Origin of the sequence: Vibrio sp. nBUS_14, assembly GCF_051201655.1 — a bacterium.
GTDB lineage: Bacteria > Pseudomonadota > Gammaproteobacteria > Enterobacterales > Vibrionaceae > Vibrio.
Map to the genome: position 1 here is coordinate 2,759,160 of NZ_CP179206.1, position 15,634 is coordinate 2,774,793.

The following is a 15,634-nucleotide window of genomic DNA, read 5'->3' on the forward strand; positions in this document are numbered from 1 at the left end:
TTAGTACGTACGAGCTTTAGGTGGAAAGGCTTCACGATGAATAGGTTCCATGTTCACACCGCGCTTAGACATACTCTCTGAATCAGGGTTATAAAGAGAATGGCATAGCCATTGCTCATCATCACGGTCAGGGAAATCGAAACGAGCATGGGCGCCGCGGCTCTCTGTCCGATAATTGGCGGCAAATGCTGTTGCGTATGCCGTTTCCATCAAGTTATCAAGCTCTAGACACTCGATACGTTGAGTATTGAACTCTGTAGACTTATCAGACAAGTGTGCATTATTCAGACGCTCACGAATCGATTTAAGCTCTTCTAGGCCTTCAGCCATTGCTTTGCCTTCACGGAATACTGAGAAATTATTCTGCATACATTGCTGAAGATCTTTACGAATTTGCGCTGGATCTTCCCCATTCGTGCTGTTTTCCCAACGGTTGTAACGCTCTAATGAACGCTCAATGTCAGCTTCTGTAGCAGGCTTAGCTTCATCTTGCTTTTTCAGTGTCTCACCTAGGTGTAGACCTGTCGCACGACCAAATACCACCAAATCAAGCAGTGAGTTACCACCTAAACGGTTGGCACCATGTACTGACACTGATGCAATTTCGCCACAAGCAAATAGACCTTGGATATCAACATCAATGCCGTCTTCTGTTTGCTTGATAGCTTGACCAGAAACTTGTGTTGGAACCCCCCCCATCATGTAATGACATGTAGGAATTACTGGGATTGGCTCTTTCACTGGATCGACGTGAGCGAAGGTACGAGAAAGTTCACATACACCAGGCAGCCGAGACTCAAGCGTCTCTTTACCTAGGTGGTCAAGTTTCAGCTTGATGTGTGGACCCCATGGGCCATCGCAACCACGACCTTCACGAATCTCAACCATCATCGAACGAGCTACAACATCACGGCCTGCTAAATCTTTAGCATTCGGAGCATAACGTTCCATGAAGCGCTCGCCGTCTTTATTGAGAAGGTAACCGCCTTCACCACGACAACCCTCAGTTACAAGTGTACCCGCACCTGCAATTCCTGTTGGGTGGAACTGCCACATTTCTATATCTTGCATTGGAACGCCAGCACGAATTGCCATGCCAACACCATCACCAGTATTGATATGCGCGTTGGTTGTAGAAGCGTAAATACGACCAGCACCACCAGTAGCAAGGATCGTAGCCTTAGCTTTGAAGTAGCATACTTCGCCTGTTTCCATGCAAAGTGCCGTGGTACCTAAGATGGCACCATCTTCGTTTTTAACAAGATCCAGTGCATACCACTCAGAGAACACCGTCGTTTTATGCTTGATGTTTTGCTGGTACAGCGTGTGTAGCAGTGCGTGACCAGTACGGTCAGCTGCCGCCGCAGTACGAGCAGCTTGCTCACCACCAAAATTCTTAGATTGCCCACCAAACGGACGTTGGTAAATACTGCCGTTATCAAAACGAGAAAATGGAAGACCCATTTTTTCTAATTCGATAACCGACTCTGGACCATTTTTACACATATATTCGATAGCATCTTGGTCGCCGATGTAATCGGAACCTTTAACCGTATCGTACATGTGTTGTTCCCAGTGATCTTCGTGCGCATTACCAAGAGCAACGGTGATACCACCTTGCGCAGATACAGTATGAGAACGAGTTGGGAAAACTTTAGAAAGCAACGCACAAGATAGGCCTTGCTCAGAAATTTGTAGCGCGGCGCGCATACCAGCACCACCAGCACCAATTACTACAGCATCAAACTCACGAACAGGAATAGTCACTTACGCACCCCACAAAATAAACAGACCAGAGAAAAAATATCCTAGAAGAACCGCAACAACACCGACTTGAAGACCAACGCGCAATTTTGCACATTTGATGTAGTCAGTTAGTACTTGCCACAATCCGATCCACGCGTGAACCAAAATTGAAGTAAGTGCTAACATGGTGAAGACTTTAGTGAAGGTACCACCAAAGAATTGCGTCCAAGATGCGTAAGAAATATCACCTGAGAAAGCACAGAAGCTCACTAAGTAGATAGTATAAAGCGTCATAATGATGGCTGTTGCACGAATCAATAGATAATCATGCACACCATTACGACCAAAAGTAGAAACGTTGTTTACCATACTAAGATCCCCGCTAGTAGAGACAATACCGCTGTTGCTGCGAATGCAACCTTGGCGCTCTTAGCGCCAGATTCCAGCTCTTCAAAGTGACCAAGGTCCATAAGAAGGTGACGAATACCACCAGCAATGTGGTAAGCCAAAGCGGTTAAAATTCCCCACAGAATAAACTTCACGAAGAAACCGTCGACAATGTCGCTAGCTTCCATAAAGCCTACAGGGGAAGAGAGGGAAATGGATAGTAACCAAAGCAGAATTCCGATCGCAACAAAAGTAATCACCCCAGACACACGGTGTAGGATGGAAGCAATTGCTGTGATAGGAAAGTGGATGGTCTGTAAATCTAAATTAACAGGTCTTGTCTTTCTTTCTTTCACGGGCTCGCTCACTCAGCTCCATTGAGCATGATGGTCATTAAATAACCTTATGTATTGTTATGGACAAAATTTGGTTGCAAACCTTTAAAATTTAACATTAACTTAACAAATAACGTAGGTTGGGCTTTAGATAATTGTAAAATAGTTGTTAATCGCAAGGTTTCTGAAGACACCTCACATTTCTTCTTAGCCTTGCATTTATAAGGTTTTAACCAAACTTTTCAGCGCCACTATACGGCTGGCAACATTCTAATACAATTGATGCAACAAATAATGCTACACAGACCAGATTTTTTACGAATTTAATGTAAAAAACACTAACAAGTGCACACAAAGCTGCAGAAAAATTGACTTTCCCACGTAAGACCAGTAAAAAAACGGCACATAAACATCCTGGACGGATTAATAATAACAAAGGAGATTGTTATGGCAGATAAGAAAGCTACCCTTCATATTGAAGGTCAAGCACCGATCGAATTGCCGATTACAGAAGGTGTACTTGGTACACCAGTGATTGACGTTCGTACACTAGGTTCCAATGGTTTTTTCACTTTTGATCCTGGTTTTCTTGCCACTGCATCTTGTGAATCGCAAATAACTTATATTGACGGTGGAAAAGGTATTCTTCTACACCGTGGTTATCCAATTGATCAATTGGCCAATAACGCTGATTATTTAGAAGTTTGTTACATTCTTTTATACGGCGAAGCTCCTTCTCGAGCTCAATACGAAGAGTTCAAGACGACGGTCACGCGTCACACCATGGTTCATGAGCAAATTGCTAGCTTCTTCCACGGCTTCCGCCGTGACGCTCATCCAATGGCTGTTATGTGTGGTGTGGTAGGTGCGCTTGCTGCGTTCTACCATGATTCATTAGATGTTAACAACGACACACACCGTGAAATTGCGGCATACCGCCTAATTTCAAAAATGCCAACACTGGCTGCAATGTGTTACAAATATTCAATCGGTCAACCGTTTATCTACCCGCGCAATGACCTAGGCTACGCAGAAAACTTCCTACACATGATGTATGCAAACCCATGTGAAGAATATGAAGTAAACCCTGTTGTTGCTCGCGCAATGGACAAAATCTTTACACTACATGCTGATCACGAACAAAACGCTTCAACGTCAACGGTTCGTTTAGCAGGTTCTTCGGGTGCAAACCCATTTGCTTGTATTGCTGCTGGTATCGCTTCTTTGTGGGGCCCTGCTCACGGTGGTGCTAACGAAGCTTGTCTAATGATGCTTGAAGAGATCGGCAGCGTAGACAACATTGAAGAATACGTAGCAAAAGCAAAAGACAAAGATGACCCATTCCGCCTAATGGGCTTTGGTCACCGTGTCTACAAGAACTACGATCCGCGTGCAACGGTAATGCGTGAAGCGTGTCACGAAGTACTTAAAGAGCTGAACATTCAAGATCCATTACTTGACGTAGCAATGGAACTCGAACGCATCGCTCTTTCTGATGAGTACTTTGTATCGAAGAAACTATACCCGAACGTAGATTTCTACTCAGGTATCATTCTGAAAGCGATCGGCATTCCTGTATCAATGTTTACAGTAATCTTCGCGATGTCTCGTACTATCGGTTGGATTGCACACTGGAACGAAATGCACAGCGATCCGACAAACCGTATCGGTCGTCCTCGTCAGTTGTACACTGGTGAAGAACAGCGTGATTTCCAAGCTCTACACGAGCGCGAATAGTAAAGCTTCGACTTTTCTAACCGATTGAAATCAATAAGGGTTGATGTATTAACATCAACCCTTTTCTTTTTTATGCTCTCAACTCCGTCCTCACTCAAGAGTAAGGGACTAGAGAATTGGGGAACTCATTAATTGTATCGACAAGCTTTTAGAGATTCCCTACTCCTTCGTCAGTCTAGGGAATGATGCATTACTTATAAATTATCTAAGTAGAGTCCATTAGAGTTCTAATTAGTCCGCTTCATCAAAGGATACAAATTTATAGTTACTCGTCCCCCTCCAGGGCCGGAAGCGAGTGAATTAGAGAACTCTTATCCCTCATCTCATCACTGGTTTACACAGGATTATCAATATCGATAAATTCTACGTCTAAACCATGCTCTTTCGCTAGCCACTCACCTAATGCCTTCACGCCATAACGTTCTGTTGCATGGTGGCCTGCCGCAAAGTAATGAATATCTTGCTCACGTGCTGAGTAAGTTGTGCGCTCTGAGATCTCACCGGAGATAAACGCATCAATGCCTTGAGAAGCCGCTAAGTCAATGTAATCTTGACCACCACCGGTGCACCAACCGACAGTAGTAATCATTTTGTCTTGGATTTCTGGAGCGATATGCAGTGGTTTACGATTTAGAACTTGGTCAATTTTTGCGGCCAACTCTGCACCCGTCATTGGCGCACTCAACTTGCCAAACATCGCAACAGATTGTGGGTGCCCTTCTAAACCGCCTTCGACTTCGATATCAAGCAACTCTGCAAGCTTGGCGTTGTTACCAAGCTCAGGGTGGATATCAAGTGGTAAATGGTACCCCAAAAGGTTGATGTCGTTTTTAATCAGAGTTCGAATGCGCTTACCCTTCATGCCACGAATCGCTTCTGATTCACCTTTCCAGAAAAAGCCATGATGCACGAGTAAAGCGTCTGCATTCAATTCTACCGCTTTATCTATCAGCGCTTGGGAGGCCGTAACACCAGTAACGATACGATTTACTTCTGACGCACCTTCAACCTGTAAACCGTTAGGACAGTAATCCTTAACCTGCTGTGGCTGCAGTTTTTCGTTAAGTAGCTTTTCTAATTGTAAGTTATTCATTTTTCTTTCCAGCTTACCTTTATAATAACGTCGTTATATCAATTTACGGGTAGAATGTCGAAAGCCCCAGGGCTATGTTTATATAGAGCTACGTTTATGAAAAACGGATCTGTTGATGAAGAACAGATGATTAAAGTTTATGAGGAACAGATGACAGCACTGCAACGTTTTTACCAATGGATTATCGACTCGCCACCGTTACTGGAAATCAGACCACCCGTTTCTGATCTCAGAGCCTTCTCAAGCCCTCATAGCATCGATGCATCACATACATACAATGGTAATCCTAGGTTAGGCTTCCTCTACCAGCACCTATGTGAACAAGTCATCGGTGCTTCGGATAATTATTCAATCAAATATGATGAGATTCAGATTAATGTTGAAGGTAAAACACTCGGTGCTATCGACTTTATGCTTGAAGAAGAGAGCAGCCACAAACTGCAACATTGGGAAGTGGCGATTAAGTTTTACCTACTCCATGAACAGACATGGTTTGGTCCTAACTCTCACGACCAATTAGATAAGAAGCTCGATCGTATGTTGAGCCACCAGCTGGGTATGTCGTCTTCAACGGCCTTTGTTCAGCAATATCCAGAGATTGATGTAGACTCAAAACATCTCCTCATGCAGGGTCGTCTATATACCAACCCCTTCTTAGATCAAAAAGTACCTACTGAATGTTTGGGCTACGACATCAATTCAAGTCAAGTAAACGGCTTTTGGTGCTATCAAAACCAAGCTCATCTAATCACTGAAGCGCTCTACCCTCTCACCAAAGAACAATGGGCAGCTGGCACTGATAACTTCACCTGTGAACCTATCACCGATTTCGGTGACCGCTTCGTTCATGGACAAACCAAATCAGGACAGTTTTGGTTTTTGATGCCACAAAGTTGGCCACACGGATAATTAACTAAATTTCCTGGTAATTCAAACACTAGCATTAGTATTTTTAGCCACAGACTGACAAAAAAGGGCTGATGCTTTCACATCAACCCTTTCACTATTTACTTGGTGACTCTACTGATCTGTATTCTATTATAGGCCAGCGGCTGCAAATACTTGATTAACCATCTCTTGAGCTTCTGTTTCGATTGCTTTTAGGTGCTCTTCACCTTTAAAGCTTTCACAGTAGATCTTGTAGATGTCTTCAGTGCCTGATGGACGAGCAGCGAACCAACCGTTCTCTGTCGTCACTTTTAGGCCGCCAATCGCCGCGCCATTACCTGGAGCATGCGTTAGGCGTGCAGTAATTGCATCACCAGCAAGCGTCTCAGCTGAAACCATCTCTGGAGATAGCTTCTTAAGCACGTCTTTTTGTGCACCATTAGCGACGGCTTGAATACGGTTGTACTTAGATTCACCGTGTTTAGCAGCGAGTTCTTCGTAGTATTCTTGTGGGTTCTTACCAGTAACAGCTGTGATTTCAGCCGCAAGTAAGCAAAGAATCAGGCCATCTTTATCTGTTGACCAAGGCGTACCGTCTTTACGTAAGAAAGATGCACCTGCACTCTCTTCACCACCGAAACCAAACTGACCGTTATAGAGGCCATCAACGAACCATTTGAAACCAACTGGCACTTCGCAAAGCTCGCGACCTAAGTCAGCAACAACGCGGTCAATCAGAGCACTTGATACCAGTGTCTTACCAACAGCAACATCTTTGCCCCAACCTTCGCGGTTGCGGTATAAATAGTCAATACACACTGCTAGGAAGTGGTTTGGATTCATTAGCCCTTTTGGCGTAACAATACCGTGGCGATCATAATCTGGGTCGTTACCAAACGCTAGTTGATAGTCGTCTTTAAGAGCCAGTAAACCTGCCATCGCGTATGGAGAAGAGCAGTCCATACGAACCACACCGTCTTTGTCTAGAGACATAAACTGGAACGAAGGGTCAACCGCTTCACTTACAAGAGTAAGGTCTAGGTTGTACGCTTTACCAATTTGACGCCAGTAATCAATACCGCTGCCACCCAGTGGATCAACACCAATTTTGAGGTTTGCTTTCTGGATCGCTTCCATATCAACCACATTAACCAAGTCAGCAACGTATGGTGCAACCAGATCCACTTCTTTTACTAACTCAGACTGTTTAGCCTTTGCAATAGCAGTGCGCTTAACGCCTTGCATTTGCTTAGCAATTATCACGTTTGCACGGTCTTCAATTGCTTGAGTCAATCTAGCTTCAGCTGGACCACCGTGAGTCGGGTTGTATTTAATGCCGCCATCTTGTGGTGGGTTATGCGACGGTGTGATAACAATACCGTCCGCTTTTTTATCATTCACTAGGTTGTGCGTAAGAATCGCGTGCGAGATACCTGGTGTTGGAGTAAAGCCATTTTTTTCTTGAATAATAACTTCAACGCCGTTGGCTACAAGCACTTCGATAACAGTAGAAAACGCAGGCTCAGAGAGAGCGTGAGTATCTTTACCTAAGAAGAGTGGGCCTGTTGTACCCTGCTCAGCACGAACCTCAGCAACCGCTTGTGCGATCGCGAGAATGTGGTTTTCGTTAAATGTTGATTTGTCTGCTGTACCGCGATGACCTGAAGTACCGAACAATACTTTGTGATCAGGGTTAGTAGCATCCGGCTGCTGTAAGAAATAGTTAGCCACTAAAGCCGGAATATTATGAAGATCTTCCTGCTGAGCTTTCTGCCCGGCACGAGGGTGCATAGCCATTTTTCGACATCCTTATATAAAATTTAAAAACAAAAAAACCTCATAATATCTTCTTATCCATGGATATTATGAGGTTTAAATCAGATTTCGTTAAATTGAACCTGTTACTTTTTCTATCAATTCTGCTTGGAAACTCATGCGGCTCATAAGCTGCTCAACCATCTGTCTTTTACGGCTTGTATTGTTATTAGTAATAACCCAAAAAGGACTTTGTGGAATGGCTTTAGGCTTAGTGGTATTGCCGTTTGCAAGTAATGTCTCTTCATTATCTGCAAAATAAACACGCTTACGGCCTTTTACTTGAGTTGCTTCAGAAAAGCTTTCAGCGTCAATTTTATGAAGTGTCGATAACACTAGCATGAAACGATCAATGGCTTTCTTTAATGATGCAAACTCATCTGATATTAGTAATGAGCGCATTTCTTTAACGCCATCGAACTTCTCTGGAGTAAAGCCTACCTCTTTGCTAACAACGATACCTTTTGGCTCAACGCTCTCTTTGAACGGAACCATGCCTGGGCGATCTACTTGTAACAAGCGGCGCAGAATATCTGAAGCGCTTTCGCCAATACGTTCTGTCTGACCCGCGATATAACGGTATAGGTCTTCATCAACCTCAATTGTTTTCATTCGCTTTTCACAATCTCAATGTTTAAACTCAGGGGGATTATAGCGAGATCCGCGCGGATACTCTACGTCAAACCCACCATGAATAAGATAAAAATGTCAGTACAGCTCAACTATAAAATAGAAGGTGCGGGTCACACCATTGTTTTGATCCATGGATTATTTGGTAATCTGGACAACCTTGGCTTGCTGGCTAGGGATCTAAAAGCCGATCATAAAGTGCTCAGCATTGATCTTCGTAACCACGGTCAGTCCTTTCATAGCGATACTCACGACTATAAAGCAATGGCGCAAGACGTTGCTCAGCTGTTGAATGATCTCGAACTAAAAGATGTCACGGTGATTGGTCACTCTATGGGCGGAAAAGTCGCAATGGCGCTTACCCAGCATTTTGAATTAACTAAGTTGGTTGTGTTGGATATGGCCCCGGTCGCCTACACTCAAAGTCGTCACGACAACGTATTCGCAGGTCTACAAGACGTGATCGAAGAAAAACCGACATCACGGTCAGACGCGCTTAAGATCCTCGCAAAACATATCGAAATTGATGGGGTTCGCCAGTTCTTGACCAAATCTTTGTTCAAAACGGAACAAGGCATCATGGAATGGCGCTTCAACGTTGCTTCGTTATTGAGCAACTATCCACAAATTATTGGTTGGGAACCGATCGACAAAACTTCGGTCAAAACCTTGTTAATAAAAGGTGGGGATTCTGATTACCTCACAGCTGAGCATCAAACCGCCGTTCAACAGCAGTTTTTCAACGCAAAGGCCCATGTTATCGCTAACACGGGACACTGGTTACACGCGGAAAAGCCAGCTGAAGTACTCCGTGCAATAAGAAAATTCATCGCTTAGATAGGTTGATTAGTCGATATAAATGAGAGCTGTGTAATCACAGCAGATTAACTTTATCTCACAACAGTGATATAGTGCGCCCAAGCAAATTTGGTATATAAGGTTCCCATGCTTTACGACTACATGAACATCATTGAATCTGTTGGTTTAGATCTTCTGTTTGCCGCAATTTTCTTTCTAATCGGAATGGCAATTAAAGACGTTCTAAAGGAAGGAAATGTTCCTGCATTTGGTCGTCGCATCGTATGGTTAGTACTTTTCCTTGGCTGCGCTGGTTTTATCGCAAAAGGGATAATCCAATTAAGCTGGGAAGGAGCTGGAATCTAACGATTTCCTCTGAACTTTATTACACCGACAACAGACAAAATTAAAGGTAATGATTCTATGGCAAGTGTAGGTCTCTTCTTTGGTAGCGATACAGGTAACACTGAAGCTGTTGCTAAGATGATTCAAAAGCAATTGGGCAAGCAGCTCGTTCAAGTTCAAGACATTGCAAAAAGCAGCAAAGAAGATATCGATAACTTCGATCTACTGCTGCTTGGTATCCCTACGTGGTACTACGGCGAAGCACAATGTGATTGGGATGACTTTTTCCCTGAGCTAGAAGCTATTGATTTCTCAACGAAGCTTGTTGCTATCTTTGGTTGTGGCGACCAAGAAGATTACGCAGAATACTTCTGTGATGCTATGGGTACTATCCGTGACATCGTTGAAGCAAAAGGCGGTACTATCCTAGGTTACACATCAACTGAAAGCTACGAATTCGAAGCATCGAAAGGTTTAGTTGAAGGCGATGACAGCCAATTTGTTGGTCTATGTATTGACGAAGATCGTCAACCAGAACTGACTGACGAGCGCGTAACTAACTGGGTTAAACAAATCCATGAAGAGATGTGCCTAGCAGAGCTAGAAGACTAATTCTCTCGTCGTTGTTAATTGTTACAATTAATAACAACATTATAGATAAGAAAAAACCTCCATCTTGGAGGTTTTTTGCTATTTAGGCTTACAGATTAACATTCCGCTTCGATTGCTTCGTCGTCATCTTCTCTGAATTGAGGCTTCTTTCTCACATAGAGGGTTCGTTGTATTTCTGATACCACATTCCCCTTGTTATCTTTTACGTAGATAATAAACTCAGGAAAGCACTTCTCCCCTAACTGAGTTTGACGATAAATATCATCAAGTTGACCTTGGCTTATCTCGAAATCTGCATACAAGTCGGATTGACCCGGCTTGATAAAGTTAATACTCGCCTCTTTATCCCAAACATAATATCGCTCACCTAAAATTCCCATTAACATCAGAGAGTAAACTGGATCGGTAAGAGAAAAGATACTGCCGCCATATTGAGTACGATTGGCGTTCTTATTCCACCAGCGCAGCTTCAGTATCGTCTTAACAACCCTAAAGTTAGGGCTAATGTGAGCGATTCGAATTCCCGCCCCCCAAAAAGGAGGCCAAATATTGAGAGCAAATTTTACAATGTTGGGTTTATATATTTTTGCGAGCTGCTTATCCATAACAACATTCCATGTTCATATTAGAAACACCGTCAGCTTGACTGGTCGTACCTCCACTATAAGTGAGATACTTCGAATTTACAAAACAGATTGTGATGTCAGTAAGTAACCCTTTGAAGTTCGTGGTTTATTGTTATGCCTGACTAAACTATAATGGTATTAATATTGAATTCTGTTAATTGCTGCAGATCATCAACAGGAAAGTATATGTCAGACAATAATCAAGCGCTAAAAGATGCTGGTCTTAAAGTGACCCTCCCACGGCTCAAAATTTTAGAAGTATTACAACAACCAGACTGCCAACATATTAGTGCTGAAGATTTATATAAAAAGCTGATCGACTTAGGTGAAGAGATCGGTCTTGCGACCGTTTATCGCGTACTGAACCAATTCGATGATGCTGGCATTGTAACTCGCCACCACTTCGAAGGCGGCAAGTCTGTATTTGAACTTTCAACACAGCATCACCACGATCACCTAGTATGTTTAGACTGCGGTGAAGTTATCGAATTCTCTGATGATCTTATCGAAGAAAGACAAAAAGAAATCGCTCAACGCTACAACGTACAGTTAACTAACCATAGTTTATATCTGTATGGTAAAAGTATCACTGGGGATTGCAAAGGCAAACCAGACGCACACAAAGCGAAGAAATAACTCAGAACGCTGGCTTAGGCCGGCGTTTTTTATCTGGGCCGATACCGTATTAAGAATCACAGTAACTTGGCCCACAATTTGGTTATTTCCCAGACACAAAAAAACCGGCTCTAAGCCGGTTTTTTATTAAGTATATCTTGAGAAACTAAGCTTTAGGACACTGAGCTTTAGGGCTCTATGCTTTAGAAAACTGAGCTATAGAAAACTAAGCCATTAAGCTTCCGTTTTACCCCAAGTGTCACGCAGGCCAACCGTACGGTTGAATACTAACGCGTCTGCTTTAGAGTCTTTCGAATCTACACAGAAGTAGCCTGTACGTTCAAACTGGTACGCTTGCTCCGCCACGCCTTCTGCTAGGTTAGGTTCAACAAAACCGTTTAGCATAACAAGTGATTCAGGGTTAAGCGTCGCGGCAAAATCATCAGCAGCGGCTGGGTTTGCCACTGTGAATAGACGATCGTACAAACGAATCTCAGCAGGTAGCGCTTTATCAGCTGATACCCAGTGGATAACGCCTTTTACTTTGCGGCCATCTGCTGGGTTCTTACCGAGTGTTTCGTTATCGTAAGAACAGAAGATAGTCATAATGTTGCCTTCTGCATCTTTTTCGATACGTTCAGCTTTGATCACGTAAGCACCACGTAGACGAACTTCTTTGCCAAGAACCAAACGCTTGTATTTCTTGTTTGCTTCTTCACGGAAGTCGTCACGCTCAATCCAAACTTCGCGTGTAAATGGAACTTCACGAGTACCCATTTCTGGCTTGTTCGGGTGATTTGCCAATGTCAGTGTTTCTACTGTATCAGCGTCGTAGTTTTCAATCACGACCTTGATAGGGTCAAGAACGGCCATTGCACGAGGTGCATTTTCGTTCAGATCATCACGGATACAAGATTCAAGTGAACCGAACTCAATCATGTTCTCTTGCTTAGTCACACCAATACGTTTACAGAATTCGCGAATCGAGCTTGAAGTGAAGCCACGACGACGCAAACCAGAGATTGTTGGCATACGTGGATCGTCCCAACCTTCAACTAGGTTTTCAACCACAAGTTGGTTCAGCTTACGCTTCGACATTACCGTGTATTCAAGATTCAGACGGCTAAACTCGTACTGACGAGGTTGGCAATCAATCGTGATGTTGTCTAGAACCCAATCATACAAACGACGGTTGTCTTGGAATTCAAGCGTACAGATAGAGTGCGTAATGCCCTCTAGCGCATCAGAGACACAGTGAGTGAAGTCGTACATTGGGTAAATGCACCACTTGTCAGCAGTCTGATGGTGGTAAGCAAAACGAACACGGTAGATAACTGGATCGCGCATAACCATGAATGAAGAGCTCATGTCGATCTTAGCACGTAGACATGCTTTGCCTTCTTCGAAGCCACCGTCACGCATTTTTTCAAACAACGCTAGGTTTTCTTCAGGGCTACGATCGCGGTATGGGCTCGCTTTACCTGGCTCTTTTAACGTGCCACGGTATTCACGGATCTGCTCAGGACTTAGCTCGTCAACATACGCTAAGCCTTTATTAATTAATTCCACAGCATAAGCGTAAAGCGTATCGAAGTAGTTTGATGAGTAACAAATATCACCAGACCATTCAAAACCTAACCAACTTACATCATTCTTAATCGACTCAACGTATTCAACGTCTTCTTTTTCAGGGTTTGTATCATCGAAACGAAGATTACATTGTCCCTGGTAGTCCTGAGCAATACCAAAGTTCAAGCAAATAGATTTAGCGTGACCAATGTGCAGGTAGCCATTTGGCTCCGGCGGGAAACGAGTATGCACGCTACTGTGTGTACCATCCGCTAAATCTTTATCGATAATTTGGCGAATGAAATTCGATGGACGAGCCTCAGCTTCACTCATCTATAGCACCTCTATGTATTTAGTATTGTCAGGGAAAGTTATCTTCCATACCCAAAAAAAGGCGGCTCTTGCTGCCTATCAAAGATAGAAAGATCATTGTTGCTAATCATCCACAATTCTTCGCCTTTACACAATAAGAACCGTCCGTTAATTGTGATAATTTCTGCTATTCGATGAAGAATAGAACGAACCTCGTTCACTGGCCTTAAATGACAGGCACAAAAAAGCCTCCCGTTTGGGAGGCTTTCAATTTGTAAACTTAATTAAGAGCTGTTGTTACGTCTTAATAAGTACTTCCTTTACTATGGAAGTTTTACATCAGATAGGTCTTCACCTGCACCGATAGCTTTCATTTCGCCAGCGACGATTTCAGCTAGTGGGCCTAGGATAACCTGTAGGTTGTTCTCACCTAGCTTAACCACACCTTTGGCACCAAGTTTCTTAAGAACAACTTCATCAGCGATAGAGCGGTCTTTAAGAGTTAGACGTAGACGAGTGATACAAGCATCGATTGAAGTCAGGTTTTCGTGACCACCTAGAGCTTTCAGGTATTGACGAGCAACGTCACCTTTTGGTGCTTCACCAGCAGGAGCTGCTGCAGCTTCGTCGTCATCTTCACGACCTGGCGATTTCAAGTTGAAAGCGCGGATTGCAAAAGAGAAAGTGAAGAAGTATAGAGCACCGAATGCTAAGCCAATCAATAGTAGAGTGAATGGTTTAGTTGCTAGACCCCAGTTCAATACGAAGTCGATTAGACCAGCAGAGAAACCGAAACCGTGCAGAGTACCAAACATGTTTGCCACTACTAGCGACAGACCTGTAAATACAGCGTGCATTGCGTATAGAGCAGGAGCTAGGAATACGAACATGAATTCTAGCGGCTCTGTGATACCTGTTAGGAATGAACAGAATGCAACTGAGAACAGTGCGCCACCGACTTGGCTACGTTTTTCAGCAGGAGCAGCCAGGTACATTGCAAGTGCAGCACCAGGTAGACCGAACATCATTACAGGGAAGAAACCGTTCATGAATACGCCAGCGCCTTTATCGCCACCGAAGAAACGGTGTAGGTCGCCAGATTTAACTATATCAGTCACTTCTTTAACAACAGTCGTAATCTCTGGAGTCACTGAGTTAGCGAATGTGAATGTATGCTCTTGGCCAACAACTAGAGTTTTCGCTAGTGAAGGGTCAACGCAAAGTTGAGTGATGTTAGCGAATGCGCCTTGACCAGCAACAACGATTTCTTGACATGTACCCATACCGAACCAGAAGTACGAGTTCAATACGTGGTGTAGACCTACAGGGATTAGTGCACGGTTAAGAGTACCGTAAATGAATTGGCCAACAGCACCAGATGTCGATACCGCATGAGCTAGTGCATCTAGACCAGATTGAATACCAGGCCAAACCACACCAGACACAGCACCAGCAACAAGTGCAAATAGACCAGCCATTATAGGCACTAAACGTTTACCCGAGAAGAAAGCCAGCCACTCAGGAAGGCGTGTTGCATGGAAAGCATTGTAAGAGTGACCCGCGATGATACCTGCGAAGATACCGCCGAAGAATGACATGTTAACGTCAGCATTGATTGTCTTTGCTGTCGCTGTTAGTACGAAGTAAGCAACTGCCCCGGCAAGACCCGCTGCACCGTTACCGTCTTTAGAAAGACCAATCGCGATACCTAGACCAAATAGCAGTGGTAGGTTACTGAAGATAGCACCACCAGCTTGCGCCATGAATGGAATATCAAGTAGATCGCCTTGACCTAAACGTAATAGAAGCGCCGCAATCGGAAGCGTTGCGATAGGTAGCATTAACGCCTTACCCAGCTTCTGTGCATATCCTAGAATATTCACCAGTTGTTTCCCCCTATAGGATTTTTTAGAATTCGTTTGAGAAACTTATTTTAGCCGCTCAATTTAGTCCTTTTTAGTGTATTCAATTAATTTTGCTCCGCAAATTAAAACCTTACCATTTGTGATCCTAATCACTAGTTTTTACCAAATAAAGAGGTTTTTGCTAGCGAGATCATAAAACTTATTTTATCATTCAAAAAAATGGACATTCATAGACAACATCTAAGCCTAATCATTAGGTAA

At 43.5% G+C, this 15,634-nt stretch carries 15 protein-coding genes; 6 read left to right on the forward strand and 9 right to left on the reverse strand.

From position 1 onward, the window contains the following. Genes sdhA through sdhC form a run of 3 tightly spaced genes read right to left on the reverse strand, consistent with a single transcriptional unit; the run spans nt 1 to nt 2,501 of the window. Nucleotides 1–1,767 (reverse strand): succinate dehydrogenase flavoprotein subunit, encoded by a 1,767-nt coding sequence (sdhA, locus tag ACMAZD_RS12935; protein WP_435247528.1) that lies wholly within the window; start codon nt 1,765–1,767, stop codon nt 1–3. After that, nucleotides 1,768–2,115: a succinate dehydrogenase, hydrophobic membrane anchor protein gene (gene sdhD, locus ACMAZD_RS12940; protein ID WP_004734215.1), complete on the reverse strand. Its 348-nt coding sequence runs from the start codon at nt 2,113–2,115 to the stop codon at nt 1,768–1,770. Further along, a complete protein-coding gene (sdhC, locus tag ACMAZD_RS12945) occupies nt 2,109–2,501 on the reverse strand; it encodes a succinate dehydrogenase cytochrome b556 subunit (protein ID WP_012604532.1) in 393 nt (130 codons plus the stop codon). The genes sdhD and sdhC overlap by 7 nt, the downstream gene beginning before the upstream one ends. A gap of 414 nt (nt 2,502–2,915) precedes the next feature. Between sdhC and ACMAZD_RS12950 the strand changes: the two genes are divergently transcribed. Continuing rightward, nucleotides 2,916–4,205 (forward strand): citrate synthase, encoded by a 1,290-nt coding sequence (locus tag ACMAZD_RS12950; protein WP_004734217.1) that lies wholly within the window; start codon nt 2,916–2,918, stop codon nt 4,203–4,205. Nucleotides 4,206–4,539: 334 nt separating this feature from the next. On the opposite strand, the gene ACMAZD_RS12955 is transcribed toward ACMAZD_RS12950, so the two are convergent. Next, the gene (locus ACMAZD_RS12955; protein WP_435247529.1) at nt 4,540–5,298 is read right to left on the reverse strand and encodes a Nif3-like dinuclear metal center hexameric protein; all 759 of its coding nucleotides are present in this window, start codon (nt 5,296–5,298) and stop codon (nt 4,540–4,542) included. Nucleotides 5,299–5,448: 150 nt separating this feature from the next. Between ACMAZD_RS12955 and ACMAZD_RS12960 the strand changes: the two genes are divergently transcribed. Further along, nucleotides 5,449–6,207 carry a DUF1853 family protein gene (locus ACMAZD_RS12960; RefSeq protein WP_435249374.1) on the forward strand — a complete coding sequence of 253 codons (759 nt, stop codon included), beginning with the start codon at nt 5,449–5,451 and terminating at the stop codon, nt 6,205–6,207. A gap of 129 nt (nt 6,208–6,336) precedes the next feature. On the opposite strand, the gene pgm is transcribed toward ACMAZD_RS12960, so the two are convergent. Continuing rightward, nucleotides 6,337–7,983: a phosphoglucomutase (alpha-D-glucose-1,6-bisphosphate-dependent) gene (gene pgm / locus ACMAZD_RS12965; RefSeq protein ID WP_435247530.1), complete on the reverse strand. Its 1,647-nt coding sequence runs from the start codon at nt 7,981–7,983 to the stop codon at nt 6,337–6,339. 90 nt (nt 7,984–8,073) lie between these two features. Further along, nucleotides 8,074–8,613: a replication initiation negative regulator SeqA gene (gene seqA / locus ACMAZD_RS12970; protein WP_102340823.1), complete on the reverse strand. Its 540-nt coding sequence runs from the start codon at nt 8,611–8,613 to the stop codon at nt 8,074–8,076. Nucleotides 8,614–8,706: 93 nt separating this feature from the next. On the opposite strand from seqA, the gene ACMAZD_RS12975 reads away from it, so the two are divergent. The 3 genes from ACMAZD_RS12975 to fldA all read left to right on the forward strand — a co-directional run bounded on the left by ACMAZD_RS12975 (nt 8,707) and on the right by fldA (nt 10,386). Further along, nucleotides 8,707–9,468, forward strand: coding sequence for an alpha/beta fold hydrolase (locus ACMAZD_RS12975; RefSeq protein WP_435249375.1), 762 nt, complete (start codon nt 8,707–8,709; stop codon nt 9,466–9,468). A gap of 108 nt (nt 9,469–9,576) precedes the next feature. Next, complete coding sequence (locus tag ACMAZD_RS12980; RefSeq protein WP_435247531.1) at nt 9,577–9,795, forward strand: DUF2788 domain-containing protein; 219 nt, start codon at nt 9,577–9,579, stop codon at nt 9,793–9,795. Nucleotides 9,796–9,852: 57 nt separating this feature from the next. After that, entirely contained in the window at nt 9,853–10,386 is a 534-nt protein-coding gene (fldA, locus tag ACMAZD_RS12985) for a flavodoxin FldA (RefSeq protein ID WP_017106122.1), read from the forward strand. A 95-nt stretch (nt 10,387–10,481) separates the two neighbouring features. Here fldA and ACMAZD_RS12990 read toward each other — a convergent pair whose 3' ends face one another. Next, nucleotides 10,482–10,991 (reverse strand): DUF4442 domain-containing protein, encoded by a 510-nt coding sequence (locus ACMAZD_RS12990; RefSeq protein ID WP_435247532.1) that lies wholly within the window; start codon nt 10,989–10,991, stop codon nt 10,482–10,484. A gap of 207 nt (nt 10,992–11,198) precedes the next feature. On the opposite strand from ACMAZD_RS12990, the gene fcrX reads away from it, so the two are divergent. Next, a complete protein-coding gene (gene fcrX / locus ACMAZD_RS12995; protein ID WP_372261077.1) occupies nt 11,199–11,648 on the forward strand; it encodes a ferric iron uptake transcriptional regulator FcrX in 450 nt (149 codons plus the stop codon). 213 nt (nt 11,649–11,861) lie between these two features. Here the strand turns inward: fcrX and glnS are convergent, their stop codons facing one another. Next, on the reverse strand, nt 11,862–13,529 hold the full coding sequence (gene glnS / locus ACMAZD_RS13000) for a glutamine--tRNA ligase (protein WP_435247533.1): 1,668 nt from the start codon (nt 13,527–13,529) through the stop codon (nt 11,862–11,864). 302 nt (nt 13,530–13,831) lie between these two features. Then, nucleotides 13,832–15,349 (reverse strand): N-acetylglucosamine-specific PTS transporter subunit IIBC, encoded by a 1,518-nt coding sequence (gene nagE / locus ACMAZD_RS13005; RefSeq protein WP_435249376.1) that lies wholly within the window; start codon nt 15,347–15,349, stop codon nt 13,832–13,834. Between the last annotated feature and the right edge of the window lie 285 nt (nt 15,350–15,634).

Coding starts and splice junctions, on each gene's coding strand:
- sdhD (WP_004734215.1), bottom strand. CDS start 2,115: ATGGTAAACAACGTTTCTACTTTTGGTCGTAATGGTGTGCATGATTAT.
- ACMAZD_RS12950 (WP_004734217.1), top strand. CDS start 2,916: ATGGCAGATAAGAAAGCTACCCTTCATATTGAAGGTCAAGCACCGATC.
- ACMAZD_RS12955 (WP_435247529.1), bottom strand. CDS start 5,298: ATGAATAACTTACAATTAGAAAAGCTACTTAACGAAAAACTGCAGCCA.
- ACMAZD_RS12960 (WP_435249374.1), top strand. CDS start 5,449: ATGACAGCACTGCAACGTTTTTACCAATGGATTATCGACTCGCCACCG.
- pgm (WP_435247530.1), bottom strand. CDS start 7,983: ATGGCTATGCACCCTCGTGCCGGGCAGAAAGCTCAGCAGGAAGATCTT.
- seqA (WP_102340823.1), bottom strand. CDS start 8,613: ATGAAAACAATTGAGGTTGATGAAGACCTATACCGTTATATCGCGGGT.
- ACMAZD_RS12975 (WP_435249375.1), top strand. CDS start 8,707: ATGTCAGTACAGCTCAACTATAAAATAGAAGGTGCGGGTCACACCATT.
- ACMAZD_RS12980 (WP_435247531.1), top strand. CDS start 9,577: ATGCTTTACGACTACATGAACATCATTGAATCTGTTGGTTTAGATCTT.
- fldA (WP_017106122.1), top strand. CDS start 9,853: ATGGCAAGTGTAGGTCTCTTCTTTGGTAGCGATACAGGTAACACTGAA.
- ACMAZD_RS12990 (WP_435247532.1), bottom strand. CDS start 10,991: ATGGATAAGCAGCTCGCAAAAATATATAAACCCAACATTGTAAAATTT.
- fcrX (WP_372261077.1), top strand. CDS start 11,199: ATGTCAGACAATAATCAAGCGCTAAAAGATGCTGGTCTTAAAGTGACC.
- glnS (WP_435247533.1), bottom strand. CDS start 13,529: ATGAGTGAAGCTGAGGCTCGTCCATCGAATTTCATTCGCCAAATTATC.
- nagE (WP_435249376.1), bottom strand. CDS start 15,349: ATGCTACCTATCGCAACGCTTCCGATTGCGGCGCTTCTATTACGTTTA.